The organism is Paenibacillus mesophilus (assembly GCF_005938385.1).
GTDB lineage: Bacteria > Bacillota > Bacilli > Paenibacillales > NBRC-103111 > Paenibacillus_AB > Paenibacillus_AB mesophilus.
Genome location: NZ_VCRA01000009.1, coordinates 39,132 through 58,685 on the forward strand (window position 1 = coordinate 39,132; position 19,554 = coordinate 58,685).

Sequence of the window (19,554 nt, forward strand, 5' to 3'; positions counted from 1 at the left end):
GACAATGCCGAAACACATACTCGTTGTCGAAGACGAACCGACGCTAGCCCGACTACTATCTTACAACTTGTCCCAGGAAGGATACCAGACGACGCTGGTCGATCACGGAGGAGAAGGTCTGCTGGCCGCACAGCAGGGCTCGTTCGATCTGATCATACTCGATATTATGCTTCCCGGAATGAATGGGTTCGAAGTGCTGAGTAAGCTGCGCCAGAAGGGCGACAAGACGCCGGTTATTATTTTGACGGCCCGGAATGCCGAGGAAGAGGTCGTGCAAGGTCTGAAAGCCGGAGCCGACGATTACATTACGAAACCGTTCGGCGTCGCCGAATTGCTTGCCCGCGTATCCGCGGTTATGCGCAGATCCGGGACCGATAGCGCGCCTGTCTCCGATGAGCAGGAGACGGCCAAAGTGATCCAAGCGGCCGAATTGAAAATATACCCGGAGAAATACGAGGTCGTTCTGAACGGCGAGCAAATCCAGCTTCGTCCGAAGGAGTTCGAGGTGCTGCTGTACTTGGTGCAGCGTCCCGGCGTCGTCGTATCGAGAGACGATCTGATGAACGTCGTCTGGGGGTTCGATTATGTCGGCGGACAGCGCACGGTGGACGTGCACGTCAGCTCGCTTCGGAAAAAGCTGGAAATGAACCAGGAAACGGTCCAAATCGACTCGATTCGCGGTCTGGGCTACAAGCTGGTCATTCATACGAACAAAAAATGACATTTCCCGGGAAATCGGACCTAGGGAAGCAGGCCGGACGACGTGCGTTCGGCCTATTTGCTTTGGATGTCGAAGCCGTCATTTTTTCCCCGAACCGATATGGGCATTCGCGAATATGGTAAACGATACGGTTTCGACTGGGGGAGTTTGTAAATGTACTGGGTAAGACCTTATTGGGTGCGAGCCGGGTTTATGCCAATTTGGGCAACGAGTATGCCTCAGGCGCTGGAAATGATCAAGGAAGCGGTGCAAGGCGAGCGCAACGACGAATTGTTTTACGACGAGCTGATCAAATTGGCCCCTTCGCAAGAACAGGTAAGCATCATCGAATCGATCCGCAACGACGAACGCGGGCACAACAAGATGTTCCGGGAGATGTATAGAGCTTTGACCGGACAGGAAATTACCGGAGTTAGCAGCGAGCAGTATACGAAGGTGCAGTCGTATACGGAAGGCTTGCAGCAAGCGCTTATGGGCGAGCTGGCCGCGGTAGAGAAATACCGGAACATCTGGTTCGGCTTGCCGCCGGGCATTTATAAGGATACTGTCCAGGGCATCATTTTGGATGAAGTGAAGCACGCGAGCAAGTACAATTATTTGCTGATGATGAGCCGGACGAAGGGAAAGGACCCGGTCGGGGACTGATGATGGAAGAGGGAGGGGGCATATAGCACCTCTCCCTTCGCTTTTGCACAAAAAACTTTCGATTGAAAACGATCGTCCCAAGACATACTAACTAACGACTGACTGCCTGAATCTGGCATATAGGAGAGTTTATTGGTGCATGAATACATAACTATTTTGTTCCGTACGATTGCCGCGTTCTTTGCGCTTCTCGTCATCGCCAGAATATTGGGCAAACAAGTTTTGTCCAACATGACGTTCCACGATTTCGTAACGGGGATTACACTAGGCGCCATCGCGGCCAACCTGGCGTTCAATCCGAAAATCGAATCGCCGTATTTGCTGTTGTCGCTTGTCGTGTTCACGGTCACTTCGTTCGCGATAGCGGTTCTATCGATCCGGAGCAGGAAGGCGAGGAAGTGGATTACGGGATCGCCCGCCATATTGATCGAAAACGGCAAAATTCTCGAACAAAATATGAAGCATGAAAAATATTCGTTGGACACGCTTATCCAGTCGCTGCGCGAGAAAGACATTTTCGATTTGGAGGAAGTCGAATACGCGGTTTTGGAAAATAACGGTAAGTTATCCGTGTTGAAGAAGCCGCCTTACCGGAACGTAACCCAAAAGGACTTGCACATAAAAGGGCAAGGGGCGGTCGGCTTTCCGGTCGAATTGATCATGGACGGGCAGCTGATCGAGAACAACTTGAGCAATAACGGCGTTTCGAGACGTTGGCTCGAGGCGGAATTGGAGAAGAGGGAGAAGAGCATCGCAGATGTGTTCTATGCCGTAAAGAGCACGAACGGCAAATTGATGCTCGATTTTTACGAGGATGGCCTAAAACAGCCGATTGATAAAGAAAGTTAGGCAGCGGCTACTTGGCCGCCCAGCCCGTATTGCCGACACCGCTTTCCTTCACATAAAGCGTAGAGCCGGGGCTTCCGTCGGCACGCAGGAACAGCGACCCTACCGGCGCCGTTACGACTCCTTCCGGACTGCCGGAACCGTGAAATATTCCTTTGTTGTCCGTGCCGAGCATTAGGCTGTCAACTTTCAGCGGGCCCATACGGGCTCCCTTATACACGGCAAGAGATTGTCCGTCCGCTCCGAGGCTGGGCGCATTCGTATCGGCCCCGAAATATTCGCGTCCGTTTTTCAGGAACCAATGGGTTTGGCCGGTTGCCGTATCGACTGCCGTAATCGCATTGTAAGAGGGGACACACTTGATTTTGGCCGCTCCCATTTCGATGTTGAGCGGAGAGTTGTTTATGAAAGTCTGCTTGCGGTCCGACTGATCGTCGATCAGCGCGACGCTGGCAGTGCCGGATGGCTGGCGCACACCGTCGATTGAAGTTAGCGGCAGGATACCCGTAATTTTGACGGCGCTGCGCACATTTCCGAATACTTGTACATTTCGGACGGAGCACAATTTAATATTGGTAGAGACGACATCGATGGCGATTTCTCCTTTGGCGGTGCCGTAATGAACGCCGTCGATCGTGACGGTCGTGCATTGGTTGGACAACGCCCATACCGCGCCGCAGCCGACGTTCGGTTTTTCGATATAAGTGTTTAGAAATGTCCATGCGCTGCCGCCGGACAATACGATCATCCCGGACGGACTGCCGCACCACTGGATGACGTTGCCCGAGAATAGGAGAGCCGCCGAGTTTGCCGCCTGCACGCTGCACGTAATGCCTTCGGCCTCATGACCGCTGATATAATTGCCGATAAATCGTCCGGCATATACATGATTGCCGATTTTGATGCCTTGCTTGCTGTTCCAAAATTCGCAGCCTATTACGGTTGGCGTCCACGCGGATACGCGAAGAGCGGGTCCGGAGCCTATTCCCGTTATGCGAATGCCTTCGAGCAGACACGCTCGCGAAGCGCTTCCCCAAGTCGCTACATCGTCTAAAATGCCGAGCAAAGCTAAGCCTTCCACTGTCGAAGGGTTGCCCTCCAATGAGAAATCCCGAGCCGTGCACGATAACGCATAGCCGGTTGCCGCGCTGTCGGTAAGATCGCCGAAGTGCAGCAGCGGTTTTGCATTGGCCGTGTTTTGGATGACCGTACGAAAGCGGCCTGCTCCGCGGATCATTTGGCCGTTCTCCTTCAGGCGCAGCGTATCCGTCACCTTGTACGTTCCGGCCGGCAGAAGAACAGGTTGTCCCGTGTCAAGCGCGCTCTGAATGGCGGCGGTATCGTCCGTCGCCGAGTCGCCGGCGGCGCCAAACCATTTCGCATTCAACTCTCCTTGCACGATTCGTTTGAATCTGGCACCGCTTGCGGACACGATTACGGTACCGGTATTATCAGACGTAGTCGTATCCGCAGAGTCGTATACAAAAAATCCTTCCTGTCCCGGATCCGATACGAAATAGACGGTTGTCTCGCTCGGATTCGTTCCATTGCGCAGTTCGCTTATAGTTGCATAGCGGCAATGTTCTGCAAAAAGCTTTGACGGCATATCCGGGTTTTCCTTCTTATTGCCATAAACGCCATCTGCTACGGCAGCTTCGCTAAACGGACTTGCCAGGAATGCTCCTCCAGCAAAAAGAGCAGTGCCCGCAATTCCGATAGAAGCCAACATTTCCCTTCTGCTGAGCGATTTTGCAGCGTTGCCATCCTCAATTTCCTTCGAAATGTAACCGCTATCATTTTGATCCATGAATCATTTCCTCCTTATATCAATTGTCTCGGCGGAACGAGCGATGTCAATACATGGCTGAAGGAAGTGTAGATGCGATCGAGGCAGTGTTGCTGTTATGAAGCATCTGAATGACTGGGGTGATAATAGGTTCTTTATTATAGAACGTAGTTCTGTAAAATATCGACTTTATTATACTAATGCCGTTCACGTTCAGTCAATACCAAATTGAAGTGATTGAGGTGCAGCGGTGGTGCCGCCGATCCGCAGCTCACTCTGAATGCGGATATGCTCATACGGAAGAGCCGGGTTGGCGATACGCCACAGCATCCGGTCGGCGGCTCTATAGCCGGTTTCGCGGATCGCGAGAAGCGGCATCGTGAAAGGCGGCAGCGATTCGGGTTGTTCATTCAGCAAGCCGATCATGGAAATGTCTTCCGGGACGCGCAGCCCGAGCTGCAGGCACAGCTCGTATACGCTCGGAACCTCCCCGTCGATTCCGCATATAATCGCTGTCGGGGTATATCGGACAAGCTTCTCCGATAAATCATTCAGCCACCCGGGTCGGGCCGTTCGTACGAGCGAATGGGCGGCCTGATCGACAGGGGCGCCGAATTCGTTCATGGCGTGAAGAAAAGCCTGCCAGCGCAAAATATATCCCCGCTGCCCGCGCGTGTCTCCCACATACATGATATTGGTGTGGCCGAGCGAGCGCAAATAAGCGACCGCTTGATACGTTGCTTCGTATATGTCCCATATCACGCTGTCCACTTTCGTTCCAAGCGGGGGAAAGCTCAGCAATATTTTCGGCAGCGGCAAGTTCAGCAGCTTCGGCTCCCACTCTCTCGGAGTAATGCTCGGGGCGATGAACAAGCCGTCGGCATAGGCGAGGCCGCGCTGCTCGATCCATTCGTCCATCGCTTTTTCCTTGACCGGATCGGGCAGCATGACTACCTCGATATGGTGGCCGAAGGAAGCGAAGCGCTCATGCAGCCCTGCGAGCAATAGCTTATAATAGCTCGCGGAATGCGCGGTCTGGATAAGCAGGAACCTTTTCCGCTCGAGCGGATATGGAATAATATGCTCCGCCTTCAAGCTGCGAATTTGCTCCTTCGTGAAATAGCCCAGCTTCTCCGCCGTCTGGACGACCAGCTGGCGGGTCTGCTCCGACATCCCCGGCCGGCCCTTCAAAGCTTTGGAGACGGTTTGGACGGTCAGTCCGAGCTCGTTTGCTATCGTGCGAAGCGTAATCGATTTAATGACGGGCATGGAAGCACCTCGGGATGGAAAAATCGTATACCGTCATCGTACCATTGATTCCTTTCCCGGGAAAGCGTTCACCCTGGTTAAAAACCGCGATACAAAAGCTTTTTTCGTTTAACTAAAATGAAACTGGAAGCGTTCCGGAGGACGCTTATAATGAGTAACAGATGAAATTCACCATGTCCTCGCATCATACATGCTAAGAGGAGGGGCTTGGTATGACGGCAAGATGGGGAAAAACCGCTGCATGGCTTGTGGCAATAATTGCAATTGTAAGCGGTTGCGGAAAAGGGGGGGACGAAGGCTCGGGAGTACAGAAGGAGACAGCGGAAGCAAAGCCGGCCAAGCCGGTTACACTGACATTGTACATTGCGCAGCCAGCGGCGCTGGATTTCGAGAAAGCGGGCATCGTCGAGGCCGTTAAGCAGAAATATCCTCATATTACGCTAAATTTGTTCAAAAGAGAGAAAGGGAAGGAATACGCGGACTGGGTTACCGGGCAAACCCCGGTAGACATCATTTACGAATCGACCGCCTTCACGGTGAGCTCGATCAAACAGTTCGGCTTGCATGTCGACTTGCAGGAGGCGATCAAGCTTCATGGCTTCAAGACGGACATATTCGAGCCGAATGTGCTTGCCCACGCCTACTCGACGAACAGCGAGCGCAAGCTGTACGGTCTTCCGTTTACGATGAACCGGTATGCGCTCTATTACAACAAAAACTTGTTCGACCGGTTCGGTGCGGCTTATCCGAGGGACGGCATGAGCTGGGACGAAACGTACGAGCTGGCGAAAAAAATGACGCGAGTGGACGCCGGCGCGTCCTATAACGGGTTTACGGCGGTACCCAACAACATCCTGCTCAACAACCAGCTCTCGCTGAACCCGCTCGATGCCAAGGAAGACAAGGCGGCGATGAACACGGACGAATGGAAGCTGTTGTTTAACAACTTGCGCAGGTTCGGCGAAATTCCGAACAATAAATTCGTTCCTGTTGCGGATTCCGTCAAAGGCACCGTCGCGATGATTCTCGATTCGGGTGCGATCAGCCAAGCGGGTGCGGAGCTCGACTGGGACCTCGTCTCGGTGCCCGAATTGCCGCAAAAGCCGAAGACCGGGTTCAAGCCGGCCTCGCTCTCCTTGTTCCTCTCCGCAACGTCGCAGCATAAGGAGGAAGCGTTCAAGGTGATGGCCTATCTCGTATCCGCGGAATTCCAAGCGAAGCTGACCAAGCAGGCGGTCGGTACGCCCCTTGCCGATCCGGACGTGCGCATAGCATTCGGCCAAGACTTGCCGCAATGGAAGGGCAAAAACGTTAAAGCGCTTTACTACTACCCGGATGCGCCGGCGATTCCTCCGCGGGCCGAGCATTTGACGAACGTAGCCGTCAATTTCACCAAGTTGTTCACGAGCGAGGCCGATTCGAACACGATCTTGCGCGACTTCGACGAGGAAATCAATAAAGCGATCCAAACCGAGAAGGCGAAAACGCAGACGAAATGAAGGCCGATCAGGGTTGAGCCTGGGGAGGTAAACGGTTAACCGGTAGGATTCACTCATTCGGAAGAGAAGAGATAAACCATACTGGATCAGGAAGGTGTATCAGCTATGAAGAAGCAGACGGATTTGATCGTATACGGCGGGACGCCCGCCGGTATCGGAGCGGCTATTGCGGCGGCGAGGCGCGGGAAGCGCGTACTTCTTATGGAGCCGTCCGCTTTTATCGGCGGCTTGATGACAAGCGGTCTCGGAGAGACGGATATTCGCTCCGTCGATACGTCCGGGTCGATTTTCGGGGAGTTTCTCGCCCATGTTTACGAGCATTACGTGTCCGCTTACGGGGAGAACTCGCGGCAGGCGAAGGAATGCAACAGGGGCTTGCGATTCGAGCCTTCCGTGGCAAGAAAGGTGATGCACAAGCTGCTCGGCCACGAGCCTGGTATCGAGGTCGCCTGCCTTCGGGAGATCGTCTCTGTGCGAATGGAGGAAGAACGAATCGTTAGCCTCGAGGTGGAGGACATACAATCCGGGGCGAAAACGGTCTACGGCGCGCATCAGTTTATCGATGCCACGTATGAAGGGGATTTGGCCGCCATGGCCGGCGTCCCTTACCGGCTCGGACGCGAATCCCGGGACGAATGGAACGAGGAGCTTGCCGGGAAGCTGTACTGCGAGTATCGTACCAAGGAGGTGCTGCCGGGAAGCACCGGAGAAGGCGACGATTTGCTGCAGGCCTACAATTTCCGGCTGTGCATGACGAATAATCCGGACAACCGCGTGCCGTTCGCGAGGCCCGAGAACTACAATCGCGGCGATTATACGAGCCTGTTGGACGACATTGCGGCAGGCCGGCTGTCCTCCTTCGGCGAGATCGTCAAGCTGTCGAGTATCCCGAACGGCAAAACCGATACGAACAACCATCACAATTGCTCGTGCTCGACCGACCTGCCCGGCGAAAATCTCGAATACCCGGAGGGCAAACGTGACGTACGGGAGCGGATCGCTCGGCGCCACAAGGAATATATTCAGGGGCTGCTCTGGTTTTTGCAGGAGGACGAGGCGCTGCCGGACACGATTCGGTCGGAGGCAAGCCGGTGGGGCTACGCGGCGGACGAATTCCCGGAGACGGACCATTTCCCCCCGCAGCTGTATGTGCGGGAAGCGCGCCGAATCGTCGGGCGGTACGTATTTACGGAAAATGACGCCCGGCTGGCCCCCGGCATGGGACGTTCGCCCGTTCATCATGACAGCATCGCCACCGGAGATTACGCGATCGACTCGCATGCGACCCGCAAACGGGAGCCCATCGGTCAAAACCGGTCGCTGGAAGGCTTTCTCGGCTTCGGCTCGCTGACGGAGGTGTATCAAATTCCGTTTGGCGTGATGGTGCCGGAAACGGTGCGAAATCTGCTCGTTCCGGTGGCCGTATCGTCTACTCATATGGGCTTCGGTACGATCCGCATGGAGCCGTTCTGGATGCAGCTCGGCTTTGCGGCGGGAGTTGCGGCGGACCTTTCAATAACGTCCGCGGCGCCGGTCCAGCAGCTGTGCATCGACCGTCTCCAGGACGATTTGATCGAGGCGCGTCAGATCATTACGTATTTCCGCGATGTGAAGGCCGATCATGAGGCGCACCAGGCCATGCAATATTTCGGGACGAAGTCGTTCTTTACCGGGTATGAAGCGAAGCCGGACGCAGCCTGCACCGTCGCCGACGCTTCGATGTGGTTGAATAGGGCGAGGGCGCTGCCGGGCGGGGCCAGATTGCCGGCGCTGCCGGCGACGGATCGGATCGCCCCTGCGGGGGTGGATATCGGGCCGCGAAAGCTGGCGGAAGAGCAGCCGTACCGGCAGTATTGGGCGGAGAAGCCCGAATTGTCCCGCACGATGGCCGCTCGTTGGCTGGACGCGGCCTGCCGCTCGCTTGGGGTCGAGTATAGCCGCGGCCGGCTCCGGGATGGAAGCCCGCATACGGTAACCCGCGGCGAATTTGCAGCGGCGCTGTACGAGCTGCTGAAGCTTTCGCGCAGGAAGCGGTAACGGCGCTTCTCGACGCCGATCATAATTTTTTAACATTTTGCTAATAAAATCGTCTTCGTCCGATCAAAGTTTACTCATCTTTCCCTTGTATACTGATCCTTGTCAGACGCTTCGGCGTTCGGCAAGCCAGTATTCCGAAAGCATATGCTTTCGAACAAACTTTGCTTATGCAAAGTTCTTGGGAGGAGAAAGTATGATGAGGAAAAAGTGGTCCTTGGCTCTTCTAGCCGGTGTTTTCGGTGCAGCAATGCTGACGGGGTGTTCAGGGGGGGCCGAACCGACGATGCAAAACGATTCGGGCAGCAAGAAAGTGGAAACGCCGTCTTCCGGAAGTACGGGCGGAACCAAATCAGGCGGTACGACCGGGGGCAGCACCGGGTCGGATTCGTCCAAATCCGGCACATCCGGCTCGACCGGGTCCGGCTCCAGCGGTTCTACCGGATCTTCCGGATCTTCGGGTTCTTCCGGAACATCGGGATCCAGCGGTTCATCGGGATCCTCGGGTTCGTCGGGTTCCTCGAGTACGGGATCGTCGGGTTCGAGTAGTTCGGGTTCGAGCTCGTCGGGCTCGAGCACATCCGGCGCCGACAAATCGACCTCCGGTTCGGACGCATCCAGCAAGCCCGATTCGACGACAGGCGGCAGCACCGGCAGCTCCGGCACTTCGACGAAATAATTCCGATAGGCAGCGGTTCGATTCGCTTATAGAAGCGGCTCGAGCCGCTGTTTTTCTTTTAACCCAGTCCCATGTATGATTTTCGGAACAAGTCTTCTTGTCGACTTAGTTCCTTTTGTTCCCGCAACACGATCTCGTTAATATGATGGGTATTGCTTTTCAAAAAATCGGAATGAACCGTGTCAAATCTAAATGTGTCGAGAACTGACTCCAAGTGCCTAAGAAATTCGCGAGTTGCAGCATCAATTGCTTTAAGTGATTTTCGACGCTCGGTTAAAAGGTCTCCTGTAATTGCCAAATCCCTGCCCTCTAACCCAGACACAAGTAAATCCAGCTCCATTTCAGGTATAAGAATTGCAAACTCATTGGGGTCCCCGTTAATGTGGCGGGTGATTTCAATAGGGTTCAGATTCATTACTCTTTCTCTTTCCATAATCATAACATTTTCAATTTTTTTTATTGCATACGTAACTGCTTCTTCATTTGTATGCTGAAGGTCAGTAAACAGAGATTCAATTTCAATCCATTCCATTTCCATAGCTCTCGTTAATCGGCTCAACATAGCGATGTGTTCCTCTAAAGATTCCATAGCTTTTAATTTCCCGCGAGTTAAAATTACTTTAGGCAAAACTTCCGCAGACAGTAATTTGTATCGTAAAGCGATTTCCCCGTATGTTTCAATTCCCATCTATCATCCATCCTCATGCAGAATTAGTAAGCAAACTAAATATCAATTTTCCTTATCCAACAATTCTACTGTATCATCCCATGTATGTATACAAATAGTCTTATATAGGATCAGCTCCGCGTAAATCGCAGCTTTTTTCTGGAAAACATCTATAAAACTTATATTTTGCCTCCTTTTTATATACAATGGAAGGGAGGTGATCAAAAGCGATGAACCGTTTGAAAGTGCTCGTAGCCGATGATGATCCAAATGTCAGGGAAATTTTGCGTATCTTTTTTCAGAGCCACCAGTACGATTTGATAGAAGCTCAGAACGGCGCGGAAGCCGTGGAGCTTGTGGAGCGGGAAGGACCGGATGTCGTCATACTCGATGTGATGATGCCGGTCATGGACGGGTTTACCGCATGCCGGGAAATTTTGAAGAAGCGCGACATACCGATCATCATGCTAACCGCCAAGGGCGAAGAATTCGACCGGGTGCTCGGATTGGAGCTGGGAGCCGACGATTATGTAACCAAGCCGTTCAGTCCGAGGGAGCTGATGTCGCGGATCAAAGCGATTTTCCGCCGGATTCAGCGGAAGCCGGTGCCGGAGGAGGAAGGCAGGACGTCGTACGATTTCGGGGAGCTGTCCATCCGACTGGACCGGCGGGAAGTGCTCGTGAACGGCGAGAAAATCGTGTTTCGTCCGAAAGAATTCGACCTGCTTGCGCATTTTGCCAAATCGCCGGGTACGGTATACTCCCGGGAGCAGCTGCTCGAGCAGGTGTGGGGCTACGATTTCTACGGCGATATCCGCACGGTGGACGTGCATATCAAGAAGCTAAGGGAAAGGCTCGCACTTTCGACCTATACGTATATTCAGACGATCTGGGGGGTTGGTTACAAATTCGAGGCGGTGCCGGGCGATGCTGAGAACGATTAACAAAAGCATTTTCCGCCGGCTGCTGTTCAGTTATTTGTTGACGGTTCTGCTCGGACTCGGAGTTGTCGGCCTGCTGATTTCGTTTTTTGCCAAAGGCTATATTTACGACAGCAAGAAGGAAGAGCTGTTGCGCAAGGCGAAAAAAGTGAATCTCGCCATCCAGGAGACGCAAACGATCGACTCGACGGTGGAATCCATGCTCGTGTTTTTCGATCAGACGTTTGATTCGAGAATATGGATTTTTGACGGCAACGGCAAAATAATCGCCACGTCGACGAAGGACGAAGTATTCATCGGCAAGTCCGTCGCCATGTCCATCGCCAAAAAAGTGACGAGAGGCGAAACGGCGGTGAGCGAGCTGTCGTTCGAAGGGCTGACGCAGCCGATGCTGTCGGTTACGGTCCCTTGGGGCAAAGATAACCGGATATACGGGGGAATCGTGCTGCATGCTCCGGTCAACGGCATCAATGAAACGGTCAGCCAAATCCGCGAGACGATTTTGTGGGGAACGCTGATCGGCGTCCTCATCTCCACGGCGATGGTGTCTTATTTATCGTGGTCGATCTCCCGGCCTTTGCAGGCGATAGACCGGGCCGCTTCGGAAATCGGCTTGGGCAACTACGCGAAGCGGATCGAAATCGACGCTGCCGACGAAATCGGAGATTTGGCGCAGACGATCAATTCGATGGCCGGCAAGCTGGAGCTGACCGAGCGGGAGCGAAGCAAAGCGGAGCAAATCCGCAACGATTTTTTGGCCAACGTCTCGCATGAGCTGCGGACGCCTCTCACGGCCATGCAAGGATTTTTGGAAGCGCTGCAGGACGGCCTGATCGACGAGGACCGGCGTCAATCGTATTACGACGTCATGGTGCAGGAGACGCTGCACATGAATCGGCTGCTCGACGATATTACGATGCTGAACAAGCTCAAGAACGATGAAATTGCGCTGTCGCGGCATCCGGTGGACGTCTGTTCGTTTTTGCGCAATATGGCGCTGAAATTCGAGGCTATAGCGCTGGCCAAGCGACTGGAGTTCCGCGTCGACTGTGCCGAAGGGCTGCCCCCGGTGTTCGCGGACCTCGATCGGCTGGAGCAAATCGTAAGCAACGTGGTGAACAATGCGATCAAATTTACGGAGCGAGGGCATGTTCGTGTTGTTGCCCGGCAGGACGGCGCGTTCGTCGAGTTCGAGGTGACCGACACCGGAATCGGCATATCCGCAGCGGACCAGGAATTCATCTGGGAGCGATTTTTCAAAGCCGATCGGGGCCGGGCGAAAAATCAGAAGGGCACCGGACTCGGACTTGCGATCGTCAAGGAGCTGGTCGAGCTGCATGGCGGGACGGTCGCCGTCGAGAGCGGGCCAGACCCCGGGGCGACGTTCCGGATTCGTCTGCCGATACAGTCATCTAAAAATTAGTTGCATGATCTTGATTTCGGATTAGCGGTAAGCCCAAATGCGGTTGCTGCATCTGAAATACCGGACATATGGCGGATTCCCCCCACCTGATATGCTGATGACGAGTTACCAGTTCAGCATATCAAGGGGAGGAAGCAAGATGAAGAAAAGATGGGTGGCCCTCATGCTCGGCACCGCGATCGCGGTCACGGCGGGATGCGGAGGAACGTCGGCAGGGACGAAGGATAATGCGGGCGGCGCGGCGAACGAGGACAAGAAAGGGACTGCGGAGCCTGCGGCGGCGGCGGGTCTGGACAAAATCGACAAGCCGGTTACGCTGGTCGTGTTCGATACGACGGGCAACTGGACGAAGGATAATTTCTCCGAAGCGTTCAGCGGCAGCAAAATTATGCAGAAGTTTCCGAACGTCACGTTGAAATTCATGCCGTTTCATAAGACGCGGGGCGGGCTGACAACGGACGAGATGATCGCGGCCGGCGAGCAGATCGACCTGATCGTCGGTACACCCGGTACGGTCGGCGCGGGCATGTACAACCAGAAGCTGGAGGCGGACATCGCCCCGCTCGTCAAAACGTTAGGCTTCGATATGTCGCGCCTGAACCCAGGAGCCGTATCGATCGTCAAAGAAGTCGGGAACGGCACGCTGCACGGCATTCCGTTCGCCATGAGCCATACCGCGATGATGTACAACAAAGACATATTCGACAAGTTCGGAGTGGCGTACCCGAAGGACGGAATGACTTGGGACGACACGTATGAGCTGGCCAAGAAGCTGACTCGCACCGACGGGGGCAAAGCCTATTACGGTATGTTCATTTCGTTCTACCATGCCGCGCTTCGCAATCAGTTGAGCCTGAACTTGTTCGAACCGGCATCCGGCAAATCGGCATTCGACAGCGGCGCGTGGAAAACGTTCTACGGCAATTTTTCCCGCTTTTACGATTTGTACAATTTGGACGCGACGCAGGTCGTAGCAGCCCAGCAGAAAAAGATGTGGGACGAGGAGCAGGTCGTGGCGATGTATATGCCGGTTTCCGGCGATCCGTCGGTTAAAGGCTTGAAAAACTACGATTACATGCAGTCTCCCGTATTCAAGGATAAGCCCGGCGTCGGTCCTCAGGCGTACCCGTTTACGATGTACATTTCGCAGACGAGCAAGCATAAGGAAGATGCGCTGAAGGTGATCAACTACCTCGTATCGGACGAATACCAGAAGGCGAAGGCGGAGGAGGGCACGTTCATCCCGGCGCTGAAGGACAACAAATATTTGGACGTTTTCGGCAAATCGAACCCGGGCTATCAAGGCAAAAACGTAAAGGCGCTGCTGCCGGCCGTTCATGCCGAATCGAGCAAATGGAACGCATTTACGGGCACGTACGCCAAGGAAGCGCTGAATGCCTTCATCGACATCGCGATCAAGGCGAAGGACGCCAATACGGCGCTGCGCGAAGGCGTGGAGCGGGCGGACAAGGCGGTGCAGACGGCTACGTTCAAGTAAATAATATTCGTTAAAAAACGGCTTCCCTGCGGAGTATCCGCCGGGAAGCCGTTTTGCTTTGATCAAAAAATGGAGCTCAAATAAGGATTTGCCGTAAACTGGTCGGCCTGATAGACGAAAATGCCGTCTACACCCCGTTCCGTATAGGCATCGATCGCCTCGGCCAAATTTCTCGGCGTATGATGCATCATCATCGCCCCGATGCGCGGATCGGACGACAAGGAGGCGGTCCAGCCGTCGATGCATCCGTACACCTTGATGCCCGTACCGCGGCAGAGGCGCATATAGGGCTCGACCGAAGGCAGCGGAAAGGTCGTATTCAGATTGGACGGGATTAACCCGTCCACGAAGCGTTCGAGCACGCACGTCTCCAACCCTTTGTAGTAGTTCCACTGATTGGCCGGAAAGCGTACCTTCAGCTCCCGTTTCTTCCCGTCGAGACGCTCCCTTCGGTCCAGCATTTGCCTCGTGCGCCCGATCACTTCTACGAGCGTTTCCGGCGTTTGGTGGAGACTGTGGCGCATATAGTCGAGTACGAGTCCGTCAAGATCGTAGTTGTCGATTAATTCGCCGATCAGACGTACCGCATATTCCCGAACCTCCGGGAAGCCGTAGTCGAAATCGCCGCCCCGGATCATCTCGGGATGTTCTCTCGTAAACTTCTCCGAGAACGTCGGATTCCATAAATACGGCCGGTTCATCCCGATGCAGGAAGTGATGCGGACGTCGCGGCCGCGCGAGTATTGCAACGTCTCGTGCAAAATGTCGCAATTTTGGGCCAGCATGACGAAATCGTCGTTGACGGTGTTGTCGTCGGCCTTCGCCGCCTGGTCGTAGCTTTCGAGAAAAGCGCTGCGGTGAAGCACTTTGGAGCCGATTCGGGCCGTTTGACAGGCGATCTCTCGCGGCCGTACCCGAAGAAATTCCTCCAGCATATGCCGGTTCATCGTATCCGCGTCATGAATGCCGCTGATGACCGCATAGCTCAGCGGTTCGTAGTATAAAATCAAATCATTGATTTGCCGTCTGCCGTATTGGGCAGCTGCCGAGTTGACCGGCACCGCATCGGGCTCCCGGCATGGAACGAGCTTAATATAAGAAAGATAGCCGAACTCGTGATGGCCGCCCGCCGTCCGGTGCGTCGCGGCGATTTCCAGACTGTCGGCTCCGTTCAACCGCCGTCTCGACCAGTACAGCTCCACGTTGTATTTGCCTTCGGGGCCGGGCGCATATCTGGACCCGTTGCCCTCGAAGCGGGAGAACGGCTCGTCGCCGATTTTCAACAGACATCGCAGCCCCCCTTTGGCGATGCCGAAATAAATGTCGTACAGTCCTTGCACCGGCAAAGGAATTTGCAGCGGCAAAGGGAGCTCGCCGTCCTTTTTCTTCCGGCATATCGCCGAACCGGACATGGCCGAGACAACGTCCCATCTTCGCTCCGCAGGAACGGCTGTGCCGTCGGGGCGGTGCTCCACGGCATTACGCCAGTCGGCGAGAAATACGACCTCCTTCCTGCCGACGTACACCTCGCATTCGTCTTCGTAGCTGTTCTCCGTCGTAATGAAAGATACTTTGAGCTTCACGAAGCCTTCAAATTCGCCCAACTGGATGTACGGATTCCAATAAAGACTCGGCTCGGCAATACCGGTAAGACGAACCGTGCCGAGCGTCTGCCCTTCGTTCCATAGAAACGTGTTCCCGGTCAGTACCGACTCCGGATCCAGATCGGCGTATACGGACGCCGGCATCCACGCCGTTCCGTCCTTGCTGTATTGGACCCGGCACGCCGAGTAATTCCGGCCCGGTTTCATTTTGACCTCGACCAAATGGGAATCGGTCTGTAGTGCCGTATCGATCATTGCGGTTATGCCTCCCGATTATTGGACAGCGCCGTTCGCGTCTTTCCATTGATTGTTATGCGACCACAGCGGCTTGCCCAGCGTCGTGTCGAATATCATCGTGCCGATGGGAAGCGCCGCAGGATCGGGTCTGCTGGCCGAATCGAAAGCGCCGCCGCTTACCCCGCTTGCGAAGGAGCCGGTACCGTTTGCGGACAAGCGCACCGCTTCGCCCGCCGAGTTCGCCTTCGTGATGACAAGGTCGCCGTTGTCATCCTCCAGCTTGAACTTCCGTTCCTTCGTCTTCGTCTTCAGAATCAAGTATACGTCGCCGCCGGCTTTCGTCTGCTGGATCAAAAATTCGGTGTCGGCCTGCCGGCCCGCGAACGTGAATTCTTTGGTCGGCGCGCTGTTGTTGAAGCCGAAATAGCCGTTTGTTTTCAAAATCGTCATCATGTTGGTCAGGCCCGTGCCGCCGTTGATGTTATTTCCTACGATCTTGAAGTTGCTTAACTGATCGTCGGTCCCGCCCGTGATCGCATTATTGCCTTGTCCGATCCCCCAGTTGACTTTGCCGCGATTGCCGAAGAAGACGGTAGCCTGCCGGTTGTTCGCGGCCGCGTTGTTGTGCATAAGCATAAGCGCCGGGTGATGGTTGCCCATAAACCAGGTCGTGTTGCCGTCATGCTGGCCGTCCGGCTCGTTGCCGCTCGTGCTGGAGAAGTACCGGACTTGCATTCCGTCGCGGGACAGAGGATTGGAAGAGCCGGCATACGTCGATCCTTTCGAATAGTCGATGACCAGGATGTCCGTATCGGTGGCGGAAAAATCGGGGTGGGTAGAGACCGTGTTCCGTTTGTAGCCGTACTCGATGTCGTACGGTACGATGATAACCCCGCCGCCTTGCGAATCGACGGCGGCAATCGCATCCTGCAGAGCCTGCTTGTTCTCGGCCGGCGTGTGGGTCGGCGATGCCCCGTATTGCGTCACGTCCCTATACGCGGACGTTCCGTAGGTATAGGCTGTCACAGTCTTTCCTTTGTCCTTGTCCTTCTCCTTCTCCTTGTCGGCGTACGCGGTCAGTCCGGCGAATCCGGCTGCGAGGATGCAGCCCGCCACGACGAGTGAAATCGGCTTGATCGTGCTCCATTTCAATGCCGTTCACCACCCTTTCTTCTATCGAATATAGTCCTGCTCCATTTCATCATAGAAAGCGGTAGCGTTCCCATAAAGCGTATGTTCCCAATTCCTGTATACGATTTTCCAATCCGGCAGCAACCGGTTTTAAGATGCTGTATCCGATTTTAACCCGAAGCTTCCTAGCCGCCCCGCCGACCTGTTATAGTTATAGTGTTAAAGAGGCATACAACGTTTCCGGAGGGCTCCCGCACATGCTGCGTCGAAGAAGCGTATTTCTTACCATTCTGATCTCATACTGCCTGCTGCTCATCATTCCGCTCACCGCCGGCGGAATCGGATACCGGATCATGGAGAACGCCTTGACCCGCAATGTCAATCAGGCCAACTTCGGGATGCTCGAGCAGGTTCAGCAAACCGTGGACAGCCGGCTCAGGGAATTGGACCGGATGATGCTGCAGCTCGCCATGAATACGGACGTGCAATGGCTGCTGCATAATGCGGATAGCGACCATGGCATCGTCCAGATGCGGTCGATCAGTTTAATGAAGAGCATGAGCGCCCTGCTCAATGTAAGCGATTTCTTCGATTCCGCTTTCATATCGTTCCGCGACCGCGATATGATCCTTACACCCACGGCGCAGACGGGGCATGATTTGTATTTCAAACGCATCCAGCAGTTCGGCCAGTCGGGCGATATGCGGAAGCTGCTGACCGAACGCAACTATAAAACGTTCGTACCGGCGGTCGAAGTGACGGATAACGGTTCGAAGAAGTCGATGCTTGCCTATGTGCAGTCGCTTCCGCTCGATGAGACGGCAAATCCGAAAGGGTCCATCGTCATATTGGTCGATGAGCAAAAAGTAACCGAGCTGCTGAAGCGCGTCGAGTGGGGCGGCAACAGCTTGAACTACGTGCTGGACCAGGACGGGAAAGTGATCGCCGCTACGCCGGAGCGCGGGGAGCTGGCCGGGAATATCCGGGCCAGACTGTCATCGGCTCATGATTCGTTTACGGTTGAGCACGGGGGGACCAGCATGATGGTATCGTTCACGACGGGCGGGAACAGGTGGAAATACGTATCGGTCGTGCCGAAGGATATCGTCATGAGCCCGATCCGGCAGGTCAAAACGTTGTTTCTGCAGCTTTTCTGCCTCGGCGCGGCGGCCGGACTCGCGGTGTCTTGCATATTGGCATACCGCAACTACAAGCCGGTGCGGGACATGATCCATGTCATAACGAGACGCAAGAGCGGAACCGGCGCGGACACGATGAACGAATACGATTATATCCGCAGCGCCCTGATCCGCTCGTTCGACGAGGAGCATGCGCTAAAACAAACGATCGAGATGCAGGCGCCGATCATCCGGGCCAATTTTTTGTCCCGGTTACTTAAAGGGTTCGTCGATGTCTCGGCGCTTGACCGGGAATCATTGGAGTTTATGCAGGTGAAACTCAACTGCCGGACGTACAGGGTCGTGCTTATCGATATCGAGGACGGCAGCAAATTTATGAAAACCGAGACGGAACGCGAATGGGCGCTTCTCCGGTTTATCGTCGCCAATCTAAGCGGCGAGCTGCTGCAGGGAAACGGCTTCGTCGTGGAGCTGGAGCGGAGCCGGATCGCCGTATTGGAATGCGATGCCGAAGACGGAAGCGAAGACGCCTGGATCGTCGAGCTGAAGCGGGCGGTGGAGGAACGGTTCCGCCTGAGCGTCGCGATTGCGGTCAGCCCGACCCGGGACAGTCCGGAGAACATCTGGAGATGTTATTCCGACGCCCTGCTGGCGCTGGACCGCCGCCTGCTGCGGGGGAATGCGATTATGTACCCCGAAGATCCGGCGGAGGCCAAACGGACGATTTACCGGTATCCGCCGGAGCTTGAAGTGCAGCTGATCAATTACGCCAAGACCGGCGAATACGAGAAGGCGGCCGTCCTGCTCGAACAGATCGCCGAAGACAATTTGACGGACGGGCAGCTTTCTCCGGAAATGAGCCGTTTCCTGTTTTTCGACATACTCGGCTCGCTGCTCAGGGCGGTTCATTCGTCGGATTCGGAGCAAACGCCGCCTGACGGCTTCCACGATCCGATCGCTTATTTCGCCGATTGCTCCACGGCGGAACACATGGTTGAGCGGCTGAAGCGGACGCTTCGCGAAATATGCTCCTCCGCCAAGGAAGCGCGGACCGACCAGGGCGAACGGCTGTATGCCGGCATCGTGAAATTTATCGGGGAGCAGTACGGGAACGGAAACCTGAGTCTCACCTTGATCGCCGACCACCTCGGCATTACGCCGCAATACTGCTCCGCTTTTTTCAAAAAGTACGGCGGGGGCAACATTTCCGACTACATCGCGGAATACCGGATCGCCCAAGCGAAAACGATGCTCGCAACAACGCGGCTTACGATCGGGGACATTTCGCGCAAGGTCGGGTATGCGAACCATATCGGCTTCGGGCGGGTTTTCAAAAAAATCGAGGGCATTACGCCGGGGCAATACCGGGAGTTGATCGAACGGGAGAGAACGTCCGATCCGGCGGCGTCGCCGTAAATCTGACGAGTATAGGGAG

Annotated in this window: 15 protein-coding genes; 9 read left to right on the top strand and 6 right to left on the bottom strand. The window is 54.9% G+C overall.

Going from position 1 to position 19,554, the window contains the following annotated elements; translation table 11 throughout:
* The first annotated feature begins 4 nt into the window (after nucleotides 1-4).
* From FE783_RS17400 to FE783_RS17410, 3 genes are all read left to right on the top strand, one after another.
* Nucleotides 5-721, top strand: a complete 717-nt coding sequence (locus tag FE783_RS17400; RefSeq protein ID WP_138880660.1) for a response regulator transcription factor — start codon at nucleotides 5-7, stop codon at nucleotides 719-721.
* Nucleotides 722-913: 192 nt separating this feature from the next.
* Nucleotides 914-1,366 (top strand): ferritin-like domain-containing protein, encoded by a 453-nt coding sequence (locus tag FE783_RS17405; protein WP_238403125.1) that lies wholly within the window; start codon nucleotides 914-916, stop codon nucleotides 1,364-1,366.
* A 135-nt stretch (nucleotides 1,367-1,501) separates the two neighbouring features.
* Nucleotides 1,502-2,215, top strand: a complete 714-nt coding sequence (locus FE783_RS17410; protein ID WP_138880662.1) for a DUF421 domain-containing protein — start codon at nucleotides 1,502-1,504, stop codon at nucleotides 2,213-2,215.
* 7 nt (nucleotides 2,216-2,222) lie between these two features.
* Here the strand turns inward: FE783_RS17410 and FE783_RS17415 are convergent, their stop codons facing one another.
* Nucleotides 2,223-4,019 (bottom strand): glycosyl hydrolase family 28-related protein, encoded by a 1,797-nt coding sequence (locus tag FE783_RS17415; RefSeq protein WP_138880663.1) that lies wholly within the window; start codon nucleotides 4,017-4,019, stop codon nucleotides 2,223-2,225.
* A gap of 192 nt (nucleotides 4,020-4,211) precedes the next feature.
* Nucleotides 4,212-5,267, bottom strand: a complete 1,056-nt coding sequence (locus tag FE783_RS17420; protein WP_138880664.1) for a LacI family DNA-binding transcriptional regulator — start codon at nucleotides 5,265-5,267, stop codon at nucleotides 4,212-4,214.
* A gap of 212 nt (nucleotides 5,268-5,479) precedes the next feature.
* Here FE783_RS17420 and FE783_RS17425 point away from each other — a divergent pair, with 212 nt between their 5' ends.
* Nucleotides 5,480-6,766, top strand: coding sequence for an ABC transporter substrate-binding protein (locus FE783_RS17425; protein WP_138880665.1), 1,287 nt, complete (start codon nucleotides 5,480-5,482; stop codon nucleotides 6,764-6,766).
* Nucleotides 6,767-6,871: 105 nt separating this feature from the next.
* Complete coding sequence (locus FE783_RS17430) at nucleotides 6,872-8,803, top strand: FAD-dependent oxidoreductase (RefSeq protein ID WP_138880666.1); 1,932 nt, start codon at nucleotides 6,872-6,874, stop codon at nucleotides 8,801-8,803.
* Nucleotides 8,804-8,968: 165 nt separating this feature from the next.
* Here the strand turns inward: FE783_RS17430 and FE783_RS17435 are convergent, their stop codons facing one another.
* Together FE783_RS17435 and FE783_RS17440 are read right to left on the bottom strand one after the other, a co-directional pair.
* Nucleotides 8,969-9,466, bottom strand: coding sequence for a hypothetical protein (locus FE783_RS17435; RefSeq protein ID WP_138880667.1), 498 nt, complete (start codon nucleotides 9,464-9,466; stop codon nucleotides 8,969-8,971).
* A gap of 71 nt (nucleotides 9,467-9,537) precedes the next feature.
* The gene (locus FE783_RS17440; protein ID WP_138880668.1) at nucleotides 9,538-10,167 is read right to left on the bottom strand and encodes a hypothetical protein; all 630 of its coding nucleotides are present in this window, start codon (nucleotides 10,165-10,167) and stop codon (nucleotides 9,538-9,540) included.
* Between the two features lie 209 nt (nucleotides 10,168-10,376).
* On the opposite strand from FE783_RS17440, the gene FE783_RS17445 reads away from it, so the two are divergent.
* The 3 genes from FE783_RS17445 to FE783_RS17455 all read left to right on the top strand — a co-directional run bounded on the left by FE783_RS17445 (nucleotide 10,377) and on the right by FE783_RS17455 (nucleotide 14,008).
* Nucleotides 10,377-11,090, top strand: a complete 714-nt coding sequence (locus FE783_RS17445) for a response regulator transcription factor (protein ID WP_138880669.1) — start codon at nucleotides 10,377-10,379, stop codon at nucleotides 11,088-11,090.
* Complete coding sequence (locus FE783_RS17450; protein WP_138880670.1) at nucleotides 11,074-12,510, top strand: sensor histidine kinase; 1,437 nt, start codon at nucleotides 11,074-11,076, stop codon at nucleotides 12,508-12,510. The genes FE783_RS17445 and FE783_RS17450 overlap by 17 nt, the downstream gene beginning before the upstream one ends.
* A gap of 139 nt (nucleotides 12,511-12,649) precedes the next feature.
* Nucleotides 12,650-14,008: an ABC transporter substrate-binding protein gene (locus tag FE783_RS17455; protein WP_158301881.1), complete on the top strand. Its 1,359-nt coding sequence runs from the start codon at nucleotides 12,650-12,652 to the stop codon at nucleotides 14,006-14,008.
* Nucleotides 14,009-14,070: 62 nt separating this feature from the next.
* Here FE783_RS17455 and FE783_RS17460 read toward each other — a convergent pair whose 3' ends face one another.
* Complete coding sequence (locus FE783_RS17460; RefSeq protein ID WP_138880672.1) at nucleotides 14,071-15,867, bottom strand: hypothetical protein; 1,797 nt, start codon at nucleotides 15,865-15,867, stop codon at nucleotides 14,071-14,073.
* Nucleotides 15,868-15,885: 18 nt separating this feature from the next.
* Entirely contained in the window at nucleotides 15,886-17,001 is a 1,116-nt protein-coding gene (locus tag FE783_RS17465) for a hypothetical protein (RefSeq protein WP_138880673.1), read from the bottom strand.
* A gap of 236 nt (nucleotides 17,002-17,237) precedes the next feature.
* Here FE783_RS17465 and FE783_RS17470 point away from each other — a divergent pair, with 236 nt between their 5' ends.
* Nucleotides 17,238-19,535 carry an AraC family transcriptional regulator gene (locus FE783_RS17470; RefSeq protein ID WP_158301882.1) on the top strand — a complete coding sequence of 766 codons (2,298 nt, stop codon included), beginning with the start codon at nucleotides 17,238-17,240 and terminating at the stop codon, nucleotides 19,533-19,535.
* Nucleotides 19,536-19,554: the final 19 nt, after the last annotated feature.